This window comes from Burkholderia sp. MS389 (assembly GCF_016899425.1).
In the GTDB taxonomy this organism is placed as follows: domain Bacteria; phylum Pseudomonadota; class Gammaproteobacteria; order Burkholderiales; family Burkholderiaceae; genus Burkholderia; species Burkholderia sola.
This window is the reverse complement of record NZ_CP045994.1, coordinates 700,563-716,695: the sequence shown is the minus strand read 5'-3', so window position 1 is coordinate 716,695 and position 16,133 is coordinate 700,563. Positions and strand designations below refer to the sequence as shown.

Below are 16,133 nucleotides of genomic sequence, written 5' to 3'. Positions count from 1 at the left end.
AAATTCATGCGGCGACGCTGGCGGCCGTTTCGCCGACCAGCGTCCCGAAAACCGATGCGCCCTGCTCGGCCGGCGCGGCCGCCGCGCGAAACACGCCGAACAGTTCGCGGCCGAAGCCGACTTCGTTCTCGGCCTGGTGCTGCGGCTGCGCGACCGGGCGCGCGTGCCATTCGGCGTCGTCGACCTCGATGTCGAGCACGCCGGCTTCCGCGTCGATCACGAGCATGTCGCCCGTCTTCACCTTGCCGATCGGGCCGGCCAGCAGCGCCTCCGGCGACACGTGGATCACGGCCGGCACCTTGCCCGACGCGCCCGACATGCGGCCGTCGGTGACCAGCGCGACATGGAAGCCCTGATCCTGCAGCACGCCGAGCAGCGGCGTCAAACGGTGCAGTTCGGGCATGCCGTTCGCGCGCGCGCCCTGGAAGCGCACCACCGCGACGAAATCGCGCTTCAGCTCGCCGCGATCGAACGCGGCCTGCACGGCTTCCTGCGAGTCGAACACGATCGCCGGCGCCTTCACCTTGCGGTGCTCGGGCGCGACCGCCGAGATCTTGATCACGCCGCGGCCGAGCCGGCCCTGCATCAGGCGCAGGCCGCCGTCCGGCTGGAACGGGTCGCGAATGCCCCGCAGCACCTTCGTGTCGTGGCTCTCGGCCGCGCCGTCGACCCACGTCAGCTTGCCGTCGATCAGCTTCGGCTCCTTCGTGTAGTGCGCAAGCCCCTTGCCGGCGACCGTCGTCACGTCCTCGTGCAGCAGCCCGCCTTCGAGCAGGTTGCGCACCAGGAACGCGACACCGCCCGCCGCGTGGAAATGGTTCACGTCGGCCTTGCCGTTCGGGTAGATCTTCGCGAGCAGCGGCACGACTGCCGACAGCTCGTCGAAATCGTTCCAGTCGATCAGGATGCCGGCCGCGCGCGCGATCGCGACGAGGTGCAGCGTGTGGTTGGTCGAGCCGCCCGTCGCGAGCAGCGCGACGATCCCGTTGACGATCGCCTTTTCGTCGATCACATGGCCGATCGGCGTGTACTGGCCGCGCTCGACGGTCAGGTCGAGCACGCGGCGCGCGGCCTCGGCCGTCAGCGCGGTGCGCAGCGGCGTGTGCGGATGAACGAATGCCGAGCCCGGCAGGTGCAGCCCCATCAGCTCCATCAGCATCTGGTTGCTGTTCGCGGTGCCGTAGAACGTGCAGGTGCCGTGGCCGTGATACGCGGCCGATTCGGCTTCGAGCAGCGCGTCGCGGCCGACCTGGCCGGTCGCGAACTGCTGGCGGATCTTCGCCTTGTCGTCGTTCGACAGGCCGCTCGTCATCGGGCCGGCCGGCACGAAGATCGTCGGCAGATGGCCGAACTGCAGCGCGCCGATCAAGAGGCCCGGCACGATCTTGTCGCAGATGCCGAGGCAGAGCGCGGCATCGAACATGTTGTGCGTGAGCGCGATCGCCGTGCCCATCGCGATCGCCTCGCGCGAGAACAGCGACAGCTCCATCCCCGGGTTGCCCTGCGTGACGCCGTCGCACATCGCCGGCACGCCGCCCGCGAACTGCGCGACCCCGCCGTTCTCGCGCGCGGCCGCCTTGATGATCTCGGGGAAATCCTTGTACGGCGCGTGCGCGGACAGCATCTCGTTGTACGAGGACACGATGCCGATGTTCGGCTCGCGAATCGCCTTGATCGAGAACTTGTCGTTACCCTCGAGGCCCGCGAAGCCGTGCGCGAGGTTCGCGCACGACAGCGCGCCGCGTGCCGGGAACTTGCCTTGCGCGCCGTCGATGCGCTGCAGATAGGCGGAACGGGTCGATTGGCTGCGGGCGATCACGCGTTCGGTGACCTTCGCCAGAGTGGGGTGCAGCGACGTCATGCTGGGCGCTCCTGTATGCCGGCCGACACCGGCGGTTGGAATCGTGGGGACGGTCGAGCTTCGTCGATCGAACGAAGCAAGTCTAGTAGAAAAACTACAAGCACGCAATGCGGATCGGTTGGCTCGCAACCCTTATTCCCGCCACCAGCAAGGCTTTAATCAGTGAAAACCCTAATTCCCCCTGCTGAATTCGCATCTGAACCGTTGCAATTGAGCTAGTATTTTCATGTAGATTTTCTACAATTGGAGTGCGATACACTCGCTCATCCGAACCCGATTTCCACGTGCCGTCCCATGCTGCCTCGCATTGAAGCGATCCGCGCCGAGTTGCGCCCGTCCGAGCGCAAGCTCGCCGACTACATCCTCGCCGCGCCGCGCGAGGTGCTCGACCTCGCGATGACCGAGCTGTCGACCCGCGCGGGCGTCAGCCAGCCGACCATCGCGCGCTTCTGCCAGGCGCTCGGCTGCAGCGGCTTCCGCGAATTCAAGATCCGGCTCGCGCAGAGCGTCGCGCCGGGCGTGTCGTCGGTGTACCGCGACGTCGAGCCCGACGAGCCGGCGCCCGGCATCATCGGCAAGGTGTTCGACCGCACGATCGGCGCGCTGATCGAGGTGCGCAACAGCCTGTCGGCGGGCAGCGTCGCCGACGCGATCGCGCTGCTGTCGAACGCGTCGCGCATCGAGTTCTACGGCGCCGGCGGCTCGGGCATCGCCGCGCAGGACATCCAGCACAAGTTCTTCCGGCTCGGCGTGCCGAGCGTCGCGTATTCGGACCCGCACACGTTCTCGATGTCGTCGGCGCTGCTCGGCCCGCACGACGTCGTCGTCGCGATCTCGAACACCGGCCGCACGCGCGACATCGTCGACGCCGCGCGCTCCGCGCTCGCATGCGGCGCGAAAGTCGTCGCGATCACGCAGAGCCATTCGCCGCTCGCGAAGCTCGCGACGGTCAGCCTCGCGTCGAACGTCGCCGAGGAAACGGACGTGTTCTCGCCGATGACGTCGCGGATGTCGCATCTCGCGATCGGCGACATCCTCGCGGTCGGCGTCGCGCTGTCGCGCGGGCCGGCGCTGATGGAGCGCGTCGGCCGCGCGAAGGAAGCGATCACGCGACGCCGGATCGACGACCCGACGAAGGACTAGTCGTCGCGGAACGCCGAGCGTAAACGAACGACGGCGCCCCGAGGGGCGCCGTTGCGCATGATTCGGCGGCGACGGACTCGCCGGCCGCGCCGCTCAGAACGGTTTGATCACGACCAGCGCGACCGCCGCGAGCATGCCGAGCACCGGCAGCTCGTTGAATACGCGATACCACCTGTCGGTGCGGCGGTTCTCGCCTCGCTCGAACACTTTCAGCAGATGCCCGCAATACGCGTGATAGACGATCAGCAGCAACACGACCGTCACCTTCGCATGGATCCAGCCCTGCCCCTGGCCGATGCCGATCACGAGCCACAGCCACAGCCCGCACGCGAGCGCCGGCACCGCGATCATCGTCATGAAACGGAACAGCTTGCGCGCCATCAGCAGCAGGCGCCGCACCGCGGCCGGATCGGTCTCCATGGCCAGGTTCACGTAGATGCGCGGCAGGTAGAACAGCCCCGCGAACCACGCGGCGATCAGAACGATATGGAACGTCTTGACCCAGAGCATTGCCATCGATTGTGCGCCTCGCGGTTGACTTACTGACGACCTTCGCCGTGCCCGAGCACGACGTACTTCAGCGACGTCAGCCCTTCCAGGCCGACGGGGCCGCGTGCGTGCAGCTTGTCGTTCGAGATGCCGATTTCCGCGCCGAGGCCGAATTCGAAACCGTCCGCGAAGCGTGTCGACGCGTTGACCATCACGCTCGCCGAATCGACTTCGCGCAGGAAGCGCATCGCGCGGTCGTGATCCTCGGTGACGATCGCATCCGTGTGATGCGAGCCGTAATGGTTGATGTGCTCGATCGCGGCGTCGAGCCCGTCGACGACCTTGATCGCAAGCACCGGCGCCAGATATTCGGTGTGCCAGTCTTCTTCGGTCGCGTCGACGAGCGGGCCGACGCCCGCATCGGCGAGCACCGCGCGCGCGGCCGCATCGACGCGCAGTTCGACCTGCTTGTCGCGATACAGCTTGCCGAGCGGCGGCAGCAGCTTCGCGGCGATGCCGCTCGACACGAGCAGCGTCTCCATCGTGTTGCAGGTGCCGTAGCGGTGCGTCTTCGCGTTGTCGCAGACGGTCAGCGCCTTGTCGAGATCGGCGCGATCGTCGACGTACACGTGGCAGATGCCGTCGAGGTGCTTGATCATCGGCACGCGTGCCTCGTTGATCAGCCGTTCGATCAGGCTCTTGCCGCCGCGCGGCACGATCACGTCGACGAATTCGGTCATCGTGATCAGCTTGCCGACCGCCGCGCGATCGGCCGTCGCGACGACCTGCACCGCGTCCTGAGGGAGGCCTGCCGCCTCGAGCCCTTCGCCGATCAGCTTCGCGAGCGCCGCGTTCGACTCGAGCGCTTCGGAGCCGCCGCGCAGGATCGTCGCGTTGCCCGACTTCAGGCACAGCGCGGCCGCGTCGATCGTCACGTTCGGGCGCGATTCGTAGATGATGCCGATCACGCCGAGCGGCACGCGCATCTGGCCGACCTGGATCCCGCTCGGGCGGAACTTCAGGTTGCCGATCTCGCCGATCGGATCGGCCAGCGACGCAACCTGACGCAGCCCTTCGATCATCGTGTTCAACGCCTTGTCCGACAGCGTCAGGCGGTCGACGAACGCCGCATCGAGCCCCTTTTCACGGGCGCGGGCGACGTCGCGTGCATTCGCGTCCTTCAGCGCCTGCGCGTCGCGTTCGATCGCGCGGGCCACGGCGTCGAGCGCCGCGTTCTTCGCGGCCGTGCTGGCGCGCGCCATCGCGCGGGAGGCGTGCCGGGCGCGACGGCCCAGGTCGGTCATGTACTGATCGATATCCATCGTGTGACTCGAGAAGCGAGCCGCGCGGAGCGGCATGAATTCGTGGGGGAAGCGGGGACGGCTATCCGGGACGACCATCCGGGCGGGGTAACGGCCGCAAGACCGCGCCGCGCAGGGCGGCGCCCCGGTCATCGAAGCATTGTAAGCGGGTTGCGCAGCGCGCGCTGAAGGCCCGAACGGGACTTAGCGTCGCACGCGACCCGCGGTCGGCGGTCGCGCGCCGCGGGCGCCCGCGACCGTCATCGCGAGCTGGAACAGCCCGTCCCACGGGTCGGGCGGCGGTTCGTCCTGCGTGCGGCGGCCCGGCGTGACAGCCGTGAGCCCCTTGACCTGCCGGTCGAGCTTCGCGGCGAACGCGAGCGCCTTTTCGAGCACCGCTTCCGACACGCGGTTCAGCGCGGGCGCGATCAGCCGCTCGCGCGGCCCCCACACGCGGTTCTCGCGCAGCAGCGTCGCGAGCGGCTTGCCGGCCGTCGTGCCGCGCTTGATCCGCAGCAGCGTGCGCAGTTCCTCAACGACGGCCCACATCACGAGCACGATCGCCTCGCCCTCGCCCTTCAGCCCGTCGATCATCCGCGCGAGCCGCGCGGCGTCGCCGGCGAGCATCGCTTCGTTGAGCTTGAACACATCGTAGCGCGCGACGTTCAACACCGCGTCGTGCACCTGCTCGAACGACAGCGCGCCTTGCGGATACAGCAGCCCGAGCTTCTGGATTTCCTGGTGCGCGGCGAGCAGGTTGCCCTCGACGCGCTCCGCGATGAACTGCAGCGCGCGGCGCCCGTCGTCGCCGGACGCGACGCGCTGGCCCTGCATCGACAGGCGCTGGCCGATCCAGTTCGGCAGTTGCGCGCGGTCGACCGGATCGATCTTCAGCGCGACGCCGCCGTTCTGCAGCGCGGTAAACCACGCGGATTTCTGCGTGGCCGCGTCGAGGCGCGGCAACGTGACGAGCATCAGCGCATCGGGATTGGGCGTGGCCGCGAGCATCTTCAGCGCATCGGCGCCTTCCTTGCCGGGCTTGCCCGACGGAATGCGCAGCTCGATCAGCTGGCGCTCGCCGAACAGCGACATTGCCTGGGTCGCGCCGAGCAGCACGCTCCAGTCGAAGCCGCGCTCGACCGTATGCACCGAACGCTCGGTGAAGCCGGCCGCGCGCGCGGCCGCACGAATGCGGTCGCACGCTTCCTGCGCGAGCAGCGGCTCGTCGCCGTAGACGGTATAGAGCCCGGCCAACCCCTTCGCGAGGTGCGGCTCCAGCGCATCAAGTCGCAATTGCATCGCTGCGTGCGCCCGCGATCAGAGCGGCGGCGGCGGCAGCGGCGCGCGCGGCGCCACGCCCGGCACCACGTCCTCCGGCGCCGGCGTCAGCGAATGGACGATCGCGAGACGCCGCATCAACTGGTCGACCGCGTCGTTCTGCATGTCGCCGTACAGGATGTCGGCTTCCTGCGCCTTCGCGTTCGTGTACTGGTCGCTGTACGTCATCGCGCGGTTCAGCGCGATCGCGCTCGGCGGGATCAGCACGGTGCCGTCCTTGCTCGTCAGCGTGTAGTTCAGCGTGTAGAACAGCGCGTATTCCTGCGCGGAGCCGTACTTGTTGAGCGTCAGCGTGTTCTGGCCACGCGACTCCCACATGCGCAGCACGGCGTCGGCGTCGTCCGGCGACTTGACGATCTTCGTGTCGCTGCCGGCCTCGACGAGGCGCGTGAGCCGCGCCCCGACGGACGCCGGCGCACCGGCCACGAACAGGTGCTTGAACGCGTAGTCCTGCTGGCCGCGCAACTGGAAGCCGCATGCCGACAGCACGACCGCGCTGCCGACGAGCATCAAAAACGATCTGCGGATCACCTTCGCTCCTTCTGGGTACGTCCGACGGCCGGCGGCCGTCAGACGACGATGTTCACGAGGCGGCCCGGCACGACGACGATCTTCTTCGCCGGCTTGCCGTCGCTGAATTTCGCGAATGCCTCGTCGGCCACCGCCGCTGCTTCGATCGCGTCGCGGCTCGCGTCCTTCGCGACCTTCAGCGCGCCGCGCACCTTGCCGTTCACCTGCAGCACGAGTTCGATCTCGGCCTGCTCGAGTGCGGCCTCGTCGACCTTCGGCCACGGTGCATCGAGCAGCGGGCCGAATTCGTCCGCGTAGCCGAGCGCCTTCCACAGCTCGAACGTGACGTGCGGCACGACCGGGTACAACACGCGCAGCAGCACGCCGTACGTCTCGCGCAGCACGGCGGGCGTCGCGCCCTTCGCGCCGTCGATCGCGTTCAGCATCTTCATCGCGGCCGACACGACCGTGTTGTACTGCAGGCGCTGGTAGTCGAAGTCGGCCTGCTTCAGCACGCTGTAGATCTCGCGGCGCAGCGCCTTGTCGGCGTCGCCGAGCGTCGCCGCGTCGAAACCGGCGCGGGCGGCAAGCGCTTCACGATTGCCGGCGCCGAAGCTCCACACGCGGCGCAGGAAGCGGCTCGCGCCTTCAACGCCCGCGCCCGACCACTCGAGCTGCTGCTCCGGCGGCGCGGCAAACATCGTGAACAGGCGCGCGGTATCGGCGCCGTACTGGTCGATCAGCAGCTGCGGATCGACGCCGTTGTTCTTCGACTTCGACATCTTCTCGATGCCGCCGAGCACGACCGGCTGACCGTCCGCATTCAGCGTCGCGCCGACCGGGCGACCCTTGTCGTCGTGCGTGACCGTCACGTCGAGCGGGTTGTACCAGGTCTTCTTGCCCGCCGCGTCCTCGCGGTAGTACGTCTCGTTCAGCACCATCCCCTGCGTGAGGAGGTTCTTCGCCGGCTCGCCGAACTTCACGAGGCCGAGATCGCGCATCACCTTGGTCCAGAAGCGCGAATACAGCAGGTGCAGGATCGCGTGCTCGATGCCGCCGATGTATTGATCCATCGGCATCCAGTAATCGGTGCGCGCGTCGACCATCGTCTCGGCGTCCGGCGCCGTGTAGCGCGAGAAGTACCACGACGAATCGACGAAGGTATCCATCGTGTCGGTTTCGCGCTTCGCGGCCGCGCCGCACTTCGGGCACGTGCAGTTCAGGAACGCTTCCGACTTCGCGAGCGGGTTGCCCGAGCCGTCCGGCACGAGGTCTTCCGGCAGCACGACGGGCAGGTCCTGCTCCGGCACCGGCACGTCGCCGCACGACGGGCAGTGGATGATCGGGATCGGCGTGCCCCAGTAGCGCTGGCGCGACACGCCCCAGTCGCGCAGGCGCCACGTGACCTGCTTGTCGCCGAAGCCGCCGGCGTTCAGGTCGGCCGCGACCGCGTCGACCGCGTCCGCGTAGCGCAGGCCGTCGTACTTGCCGCTGTTCACGCAGACCGCGGTGTCCTTGTCGCCGTACCACTCCTGCCATGCGTCGAGCGAGTACGTCTGCCCTTCGCTCGCGATCACCTGCTTGATCGGCAAATCGTATTTCTTCGCGAACGCGAAATCGCGCTCGTCGTGGCCCGGCACGCCCATCACCGCGCCTTCGCCATAGCTCATCAGCACGTAGTTGCCGATCCACACCTCGACCGGCTCGCCGGTCAGCGGGTGCTTGACCGAGAAGCCGGTCGCAACGCCCTTCTTCTCCATCGTCGCGACGTCGGCTTCGGCCACGCCGCCGCGCTTGCATTCCTCGATGAACGCGAGCAGTTCCGGCTTGTCCTGCGCGAGGCGCGTGGCGAGCGGGTGCTCGGCCGCGATCGCGCAGAACGTGACGCCCATGATCGTGTCGGCGCGCGTCGTGAACACGCGCAGCAGCTTCTGCTCGCCGTCGAGTTCGTACGGGAAACCGAAGTTCACGCCGAAGCTCTTGCCGATCCAGTTCTGCTGCATGATCTTCACGCGCTCGGGCCAGCCGAGGCCGTCGAGATCGTTCAGCAGCTCATCCGCGTACTGCGTGATGCGCAGGTAGTACATCGGGATCTCGCGCTTCTCGACGAGCGCGCCCGAGCGCCAGCCGCGGCCGTCGATCACCTGCTCGTTCGCGAGCACGGTCTGGTCGACCGGGTCCCAGTTCACGGTGCCCGTCTTCTTGTACGCGATGCCCTTCTCGAGCATCTTCAGGAACAGCCACTGGTTCCACTTGTAGTACTCGGGCTTGCACGTCGCGATTTCGCGCGACCAGTCGATCGCGAGGCCCATCGACTGCATCTGGCCCTTCATGTAGTCGATGTTGTCGTAGGTCCACTTCGCGGGCGGCACGCCGTTCGCCATCGCGGCGTTCTCGGCCGGCATCCCGAACGCATCCCAGCCCATCGGCATCAGCGTGTTGTAGCCGTTCATCCGCAGATAGCGGTACATCACGTCGTTGATCGTGTAGTTGCGCACGTGACCCATGTGCAGCTTGCCGGACGGGTACGGCAGCATCGACACGCAGTAGAACTTCGGCTTCTGCGAATCTTCCCTCGTCTTGTAGGCATCGGCTGCGCGCCAGTCGCCCTGGGCGGCGGCTTCGACGTCGGCGGGTACGTATCTCTCGTGCATGGTGTGGTTCGGGCTAGGCTTTAAGCGGCGCGACGGCTCGCGCGCAGGATTGGATCGAAAATCGTGCGTACCCGGCGCGGGAACGGGCTGACCGGTTCCGGGCCGGGAAAAACGTCGATTATACCGCCCGGGCGGGCCCGCACGGCCGGTCTCGCGGGCTAGGGCCTGTTCACGCTAATAACGGGCTTGCGCTGGCCCCGCGAATGAATTTTTCCAAACAGCGGAACGTGCCTTTGCGCCCGCAGGGCGGCGTATCAGGGTTTCGCGCCCGCGGCGGCCGGCGCGGCGGCGCTCCCGGCCGGCGGCACGTCGGTCACGAAGCCGATCCGCGTGAGGCCCGCGGCCTGCGCGGCGCCCATCACCTGCGCGATCACGTCGTAGCGCGTCGCGCGCGACGCGCGCAGCCGCAACTCGGGCGGCGCGGCGCCCGCGGCGGCGGCCCGGAACCGCGCGGGCAGCGCGTCGAGCGCCACGGGCGCGTCGTCCCAGTAGAGCTTGCCCGCGTCGTCGATCGACAGCGTGACGGATTGCGGCGTGTCGCGCGCGACGCTCGCCGCGACCTTCGGCAGGTCGAGCCGGATCGCGTGCGTCATCAGCGGCGCGGTGATGATGAAGATGACGAGCAGCACGAGCATCACGTCGATCAGCGGCGTCATGTTGATCTCCGCCATCGGCGCGGACGTCTTGTGGTGCTCGAGCCCGCCGAATGCCATGGTCGTTCCTCCGGAGCCGGCGCGTCAGGCGCCCTGCGCGCACACGAATACGTGCAGATCGCGTGCGAAGCCGTCGAGTTCCTCGGCGAGCTGCCGGACGAGCCGGCCGAGGATGTTGTACGCGAGCACCGCGGGAATCGCGACGACCAGCCCGAACGCGGTCATGATCAGCGCCTCGCCGACCGGCCCCGCGACGTTCTCGATCTGCGCCTGCCCGCTCGCGGCGATGCTGCCGAGCGCGTGATAGATGCCCCACACGGTGCCGAGCAGCCCGACGAACGGCGCGGTGCTGCCGATCGACGCGAGCAGCACCTGGCCGAATTCGAGGCGCCGCTGCGAGCGCAGCATCGCATGACGCAACGCGCGCAGCACGCGTTCGCCGCGCTCGACGCGCGCGGCCAGCGCGGCCGGGTCGTGGTCGTCGGCCGCGTCTCGCGCGGCTTCGGCGAGCGGCACGAACACGCGCTCGCGATCGGCGCCGGCCAGCGCGGCGATGCCGGCATCGAGCGATGGCGCGCGCCAGAACGCGGCGAGCGCGCGCGACCCCTGCCGCTTCGCGCGGACCAGGAGCCAGGCTTTCATCAAGAGGAAGCACCAGCTGGCGACGGACATCGCCAGCAGCACATAGGAGACGGCGTGCGTGATCGCATCGCCGCTTTCGAGGTAGTGGACAACGCCGGTGGGAATCGCCATCGGAGTTTCCTCGCGGGTCAGCGCAGGCCGAGCACGTCCTGCATGTCGAACAGGCCGGCGTCGCGCGCCGACAGGAAGCGGACCGCACGCAACGCGCCCTGCGCGTACGACACGCGGCTCGACGACTTGTGCGTGATCTCGATGCGCTCGCCGATCCCGGCGAACAGCACGGTGTGGTCGCCGACGATGTCGCCGCCGCGCACCGCGGCAAAGCCGATCGACGACGGATCGCGTTCGCCGGTCACGCCGTGGCGGCCGTACACCGCGCAGTCGTCGAGCGAGCGGCCGAGCGCGCCGGCGACGGCCTCGCCCATCATCAGCGCGGTGCCCGACGGCGCATCGACCTTGTGGCGGTGATGCGCTTCGATGATCTCGATGTCGTAGCCGTGCGAGAAATGCTGCGCCGCGAATTCGAGCAGCTTCAGCGTGACGTTCACGCCGACGCTCATGTTCGCCGCGAACACGATGCCGATCTTGCCCGCCGCGGCCTGCAACTCGGCCTTCTGCTCGGCGGTGAAACCGGTCGTGCCGATCACGAGCTTCACGTCGTGGCGCAGCGCGGCCTCGATGTGGGCCATCGTGCCTTCCGGACGCGTGAAATCGATCAGATAGTCGGCCTGTGCGAACACGGCGTCGAGGTCGTCGGTCAGCTTGACGCCGGTGTCCTTGCCGAGGAACGCACCGGCGTCCTGGCCGAGGAACGGCGAACCGGCGCGGTCGAGCGCGCCGACGAGCTGCGCGTCGGCATCGTTGAGAACGGCTTCGATCAGCATCCGGCCCATTCGGCCCGATGCGCCGGCAATCGCAATCTTCATGGCTTTCTACACGACAGGTCTAAAGGCGGGCGGCGCATGCCGCCCCGTTTCCGCAGGCCGGCCGCTTACTGCGCCGGGGCGGTGAGCGGCTGGTTCTGCAGGTTGTCCGAGCCTTGCGGGCCGACCGGCGGCGCCGCTTCGTTCGTCGCGTTCGGCTGCGGCGGACGATGGAACTGGAACTGCGGCTGGATCGCCGGCGCGGCGCCCGGCGGCTGGCCGCCCGGCACCGGCGCGCCGCCCGAGGCCTGCGCGGCCGGCGTGAACCGGCGCGACCCCGAACCCTGCCCCGACACCTGGTTGGTCGCACGGTTCGCCGCGCGCGCCGCCTGGGCGTTCGCATCCTGGTCGACCACCGCGCCCGGCGCCGGCTCGGTAGCCGGGCTCGCGGCAGCGGCAGCCTGCGCGGCGCTCGCGGCCGCAGCGGCTTCGGACGCCTTCTTCGCCGCGGCAGCGGCCTTCGCCTTCTTGCCGCCGCGGTCGCCGTCGATGTCGGCCAGCAGGTCGAGCTCGGACGGCAGGTTGTCGGCGCCGGTCCAGCTGGCGACGCGATCGCCCGCGAAGGTCACCACGAGGTCGCGCTGCTGGACGATCGACGTCGAGCCGCGCTTGAAGTAAAAGAGGTAATCCCAGCGATCCGCGTGGAACATGTCCGCGAGCAGCGGCGTGCCGAGCAGCGCGCGGACTTGCTCGCGCGTCATGCCGACCTGCAACTGGGCGGCCTTCTCCTGCGACACGAAGTTGCCCTGCACGACGGTGATCCGATACGGCGTGATGCTCTGCGCGATGCGCTGCGTCACGCTGTCGTACGACGAACAACCCGCCAGCGCGACGACGGCGGCGGCAGCGATGATGGCACTCCGCATGCGACTCCTCTGAAAGTGCGAAAGCGATTCTGGGATCATTTCCTTCACCGTGCTGGCCCGCGTGCAGGCCGCGCGTATATCTGGAACGGCGAAAAGCCGGTAACATTGAAGCCCTGCATTGTACTCTAGGGATGCCTAGCCATGACCAATCCGACGGATCTCAAGAATATCGGGCTAAAGGCCACCCTACCGCGCCTCAAGATTCTCGAGATCTTCCAGCAGAGCCCCGTGCGCCACCTGACGGCCGAAGACGTCTACCGCAACCTGCTCAACGAGCAGCTCGACATCGGGCTCGCCACCGTCTATCGCGTGCTCACGCAGTTCGAGCAGGCCGGCCTGCTGTCGCGCAGCAACTTCGAGTCCGGCAAGGCGGTGTTCGAGCTGAACGAAGGTTCGCACCACGACCACCTCGTGTGCCTCGATTGCGGCCGCGTCGAGGAATTCTTCGACGCCGAGATCGAGAGCCGCCAGCAGGCAATCGCGAAGGAGCGCGGCTTCCGGCTCCAGGAGCACTCGCTCGCGATGTACGGTTCGTGCACGACCGAGAACTGCCCGCACCGCAAGCACTGAATCGCGCCACCCGCACACGGCACGGCCCGGCCGGCATCTCGCCGCCCGGGCCGTGTGCTTTTTCGGCGCGCGTGCCGCGCGCCCGGCATGCTTACGAAAGCCCTTCGGCGCGCGCGCAGGCCGGCTCGAAATCGAGCGCCCACGCGCGTTCCAGCGGGATCTCGTCGCAGTTCGGCTGCGGGCCGCCACGATCGACGATCACGAAATCGCTGACCGCATCGAGCGCGAGCAGCGGATGGTGCCAGACGCCCTTCGCATAATTGACGCCCTGCCAGCCCTCGGCCAGGAACGCGCGCATCGCGTCGGGCCGGAATTCGCCGGCCGGCGCGACGACGATCGCGTAGCGCGACACCGCCGCGAGCGGGATGAATGCCTGGCTGCCGTGCGGGTGGCGCTCCATCAGCGTGACCGCGACCGGCAGCGCGCGCGGCTGCGCACGAAACACGCTGACGAGCGGCCGGCCGCCGTCCGCGCACACGTCGATCGTCGCGAGATCGTGAAAGCGCTCGGTCGTGCCGCCGTTGATCGGGAAATGCCGCGCGCCTTCGAGCGCGATCACGTCGCCGAACGGCGCGAACGCTTCGCGGGTCAGGCGCTCGACGCGCAGGATCGGAGTTCCGCTCATGCCGCTGCCCTCCTTCAAGCCGGCTCGCCCCACAGACGCAGGCGCGACACGCCGCCGTCCGGGAAGATGTTGAACCGCACGTGCGTGACGGGGCCGAGCGCCGCGAGCTGATCGAACGTGTGCACGTGGTCCATCTGCAGCTTCTGCTCGCCGAGCAGTTCGGCCCAGAACATCGCCTGCGTGACGAGCGAATCGTCGGTGCCGCCCGTCACGTGCGCGGCCTGCAGCGAGCAGCGGTCGGGGAAATTGCCCTTGAAGAACGCCGTGTCGACCTCGACGCGCCGGATGATGCCCGGCCGCGCGAGCGCGACGATCGCCCAGTCGTTGCCCGGCTCGCGGCGGCGCCGCGTTTCCCAGCCGTCGCCCATGTTCGCGCCGCGCCCCGGCATCAGCATCTGCGAGGCCGGGCCGAAGTGCTGGTTGTTCGCGGCCACCAGATAGCCGCCGTTCTCGATCGCCGCGAGATCGACGAGCTCGCCCGCCGGCACGTGGCGCCAGTCGCGCTGCGGCTGGCCGTACACGCGCAGCCGCGCGAGCCCGCCGTCCGGATACAGGTTCACACGCAGGTGCGTGACCGGCCGCGCATCGTCGACGCTCACGTAGTGATGCGAATTGCCCTGCAGCGTCGTCGCGGGGACGATCGTGCGCCACTCGGCGTCGTCCGGCGGCGTGTCGCCGTCCACCGCGCACGCGTCGATCGACGCGGCCGGCGGGAAGTTGCCGGTGAAGTGGCTCGTATCGAGATCGACGCCATAAATCACGCCCGGCCGCGCGAGACGCACCACGCAGAAGTCGTGGCCGGTCGTACGCTTGCGGCGCGTTTCCCAGCCGTCCATCCACTTGCCGTGGTCGTCGTACTTGCCGGGAATGAACACGGCCGGCTCGGGATTGAGCATCCGCTCCTTCGGCGCGAAGAATTCGTCGCTGGCGAAGAGCGCCTGCGCGCCCAGGCGCGGGTCGGCGAGGTTCATGTAGCGCCGCGTGAAAGCCGGCGCGTTCGGATCGAGGATGGGGGCTGCCATGTCGTCTCCATTATTTTGAGAGGCGCCGGCGCGTCAGCGCGCCGGTCGCATGAAGGTCGGTCGCGCGGTGCGGCCGGGGAAGCCGCGCCGCGCGAGAGCGGTGTTCAGAGCGCGTGGGCCTGATCGCCGGCGACCGGTGCGGCGGCGCCCGGCGCGTCGGCCACGTAGCGCAGCTCGCGGTTCAGCACGCGCGTCGCCCGAGCGCGGTCGATGTCGTTCTCCCACACCGCGACGACCACCGTCGCGACGCAGTTGCCGATCAGGTTGGTCAGCGCGCGGGCGATGCCGACGAACCAGTCGACCGGCAGGATCAGCACGAGGCCGAGCACCGGAATCGCGGGAATCGCCGACAGCGTCGCCGCGAGAATCACGATCGCCGAGCCGGGGATGCCGTGCGCGCCCTTCGACGTGACGAGCGACACGAGCAGCACGACGATCAGGTCGTGCGTGGACAGCGGCGTGTTGGTGGCCTGCGCGATGAACAGCACCGCGAGCGTCAGGTAGATCGAGAAGCCGTCGAGGTTGAACGAATAGCCGGTCGGGATCACGAGGCCGACCGTCGAATCCTTGATGCCCATGTATTCGAGCTTGCTCATCACCTGCGGCAGCACCGCATCCGACGACGCCGTGCCGAGCACGATCGACAGTTCCTCGCGCAGGTAGCGGATCAGCTTGAACACCGAGAAGCCCGCGAGCCGCATCACCACGCCGAGCACGACCGTGACGAACACGAAGCAGCTCAGGTAGAACACCGCGACGAGGTAGCCGAGTTGCTTGAGCGACGCGACGCCGTACTTGCCGGTCGTGAACGCGATCGCGCCGAGCACGCCGAGCGGCGCGAGCTTGATGATGAAGCCGATGATCCTGAAGAACACGTGCGACAGTTCCTCGATCAGCGAATTGACGCGCTGCGCCTTGTCGCCGAGCAGCGACAGCGCGGAGCCGAACAGCACCGCGAACACGAGGATCTGCAGGATGTCGCCCTTCGCGAACGCGTCGATCGCGGTGTCGGGGATGATCTTCATCAGATAGCCGGCCGTGTCCTTCAGGCTTTCGGCGTTCTTCGCGTACGTCGACAGCGACGCCGCGTCGAGCGAGCGCAGGTCGATGTTCATCCCGACGCCCGGGCGCGTGACCCAGGCGAGGACGAGCCCGATGCCGAGCGCGAGCGTCGTCATCACCTCGAAGTAGACGACGGCCTTCAGGCCGACCCGGCCGACCTTCTTCAGGTCGCCCGCATTGGCCATCCCGCTGACCACGACGCAGAACACGATCGGGCCGATGACCATCTTGATCAGCTTCAGGAAGCCGTCGCCGAGCGGACGCAGCGACTCGGCGAAATGCGGGAAGAACGCGCCGAGCGCGACCCCTAGTATCAATGCGACGACTACCCGGCCAAACAGCGAATTGAGGAATTTCGACACGGCGCTCTCCCGATCCAACGGTTGCAGTTTCGTCTGTTCATACTGGTAAGACCAGTGATGTTATGGTGGATAGTAGGAAGCCGATATAGTCGCGTCAAGGACGAACAAAATA

Annotated in this window: 15 protein-coding genes; 2 read left to right on the top strand and 13 right to left on the bottom strand. The window is 68.1% G+C overall.

The features are described from left to right. Positions 1-4 precede the first annotated feature (4 nt). Positions 5-1,861, bottom strand: a complete 1,857-nt coding sequence (gene edd, locus GJG85_RS03320; protein WP_050013823.1) for a phosphogluconate dehydratase — start codon at positions 1,859-1,861, stop codon at positions 5-7. 294 nt (positions 1,862-2,155) lie between these two features. On the opposite strand from edd, the gene GJG85_RS03315 reads away from it, so the two are divergent. Beyond that, positions 2,156-3,004: a MurR/RpiR family transcriptional regulator gene (locus GJG85_RS03315; protein ID WP_050013824.1), complete on the top strand. Its 849-nt coding sequence runs from the start codon at positions 2,156-2,158 to the stop codon at positions 3,002-3,004. A 93-nt stretch (positions 3,005-3,097) separates the two neighbouring features. Here GJG85_RS03315 and GJG85_RS03310 read toward each other — a convergent pair whose 3' ends face one another. The 9 genes from GJG85_RS03310 to bamE form a co-directional block, all read right to left on the bottom strand. Continuing rightward, positions 3,098-3,520: a CopD family protein gene (locus GJG85_RS03310; protein ID WP_089488167.1), complete on the bottom strand. Its 423-nt coding sequence runs from the start codon at positions 3,518-3,520 to the stop codon at positions 3,098-3,100. 23 nt (positions 3,521-3,543) lie between these two features. Beyond that, positions 3,544-4,815, bottom strand: coding sequence for a glutamate-5-semialdehyde dehydrogenase (locus tag GJG85_RS03305; protein ID WP_050013826.1), 1,272 nt, complete (start codon positions 4,813-4,815; stop codon positions 3,544-3,546). Positions 4,816-4,998: 183 nt separating this feature from the next. Further along, complete coding sequence (gene holA, locus GJG85_RS03300) at positions 4,999-6,093, bottom strand: DNA polymerase III subunit delta (RefSeq protein WP_204383659.1); 1,095 nt, start codon at positions 6,091-6,093, stop codon at positions 4,999-5,001. Positions 6,094-6,111: 18 nt separating this feature from the next. Further along, the gene (gene lptE / locus GJG85_RS03295) at positions 6,112-6,663 is read right to left on the bottom strand and encodes an LPS assembly lipoprotein LptE (protein ID WP_050013828.1); all 552 of its coding nucleotides are present in this window, start codon (positions 6,661-6,663) and stop codon (positions 6,112-6,114) included. A 38-nt stretch (positions 6,664-6,701) separates the two neighbouring features. Continuing rightward, on the bottom strand, positions 6,702-9,296 hold the full coding sequence (leuS, locus tag GJG85_RS03290; RefSeq protein WP_089488166.1) for a leucine--tRNA ligase: 2,595 nt from the start codon (positions 9,294-9,296) through the stop codon (positions 6,702-6,704). Positions 9,297-9,550: 254 nt separating this feature from the next. Beyond that, a complete protein-coding gene (locus GJG85_RS03285; protein WP_050013830.1) occupies positions 9,551-10,009 on the bottom strand; it encodes a biopolymer transporter ExbD in 459 nt (152 codons plus the stop codon). 24 nt (positions 10,010-10,033) lie between these two features. Continuing rightward, positions 10,034-10,702 carry a MotA/TolQ/ExbB proton channel family protein gene (locus tag GJG85_RS03280; protein WP_050013831.1) on the bottom strand — a complete coding sequence of 223 codons (669 nt, stop codon included), beginning with the start codon at positions 10,700-10,702 and terminating at the stop codon, positions 10,034-10,036. Between the two features lie 17 nt (positions 10,703-10,719). Further along, positions 10,720-11,517 (bottom strand): 4-hydroxy-tetrahydrodipicolinate reductase, encoded by a 798-nt coding sequence (gene dapB / locus GJG85_RS03275; protein ID WP_050013832.1) that lies wholly within the window; start codon positions 11,515-11,517, stop codon positions 10,720-10,722. 65 nt (positions 11,518-11,582) lie between these two features. After that, positions 11,583-12,380 (bottom strand): outer membrane protein assembly factor BamE, encoded by a 798-nt coding sequence (gene bamE / locus GJG85_RS03270; protein ID WP_050013833.1) that lies wholly within the window; start codon positions 12,378-12,380, stop codon positions 11,583-11,585. A 141-nt stretch (positions 12,381-12,521) separates the two neighbouring features. Between bamE and fur the strand changes: the two genes are divergently transcribed. Next, positions 12,522-12,950, top strand: a complete 429-nt coding sequence (gene fur, locus GJG85_RS03265) for a ferric iron uptake transcriptional regulator (protein ID WP_006400349.1) — start codon at positions 12,522-12,524, stop codon at positions 12,948-12,950. Positions 12,951-13,041: 91 nt separating this feature from the next. Here fur and GJG85_RS03260 read toward each other — a convergent pair whose 3' ends face one another. The 3 genes from GJG85_RS03260 to GJG85_RS03250 form a co-directional block, all read right to left on the bottom strand. Continuing rightward, positions 13,042-13,575: an ureidoglycolate lyase gene (locus GJG85_RS03260; RefSeq protein ID WP_050013834.1), complete on the bottom strand. Its 534-nt coding sequence runs from the start codon at positions 13,573-13,575 to the stop codon at positions 13,042-13,044. A 14-nt stretch (positions 13,576-13,589) separates the two neighbouring features. Continuing rightward, positions 13,590-14,597 carry an allantoicase gene (gene alc / locus GJG85_RS03255; protein WP_050013835.1) on the bottom strand — a complete coding sequence of 336 codons (1,008 nt, stop codon included), beginning with the start codon at positions 14,595-14,597 and terminating at the stop codon, positions 13,590-13,592. A 104-nt stretch (positions 14,598-14,701) separates the two neighbouring features. Continuing rightward, on the bottom strand, positions 14,702-16,021 hold the full coding sequence (locus tag GJG85_RS03250; RefSeq protein WP_050013920.1) for a C4-dicarboxylate transporter DctA: 1,320 nt from the start codon (positions 16,019-16,021) through the stop codon (positions 14,702-14,704). Positions 16,022-16,133 lie beyond the last annotated feature (112 nt).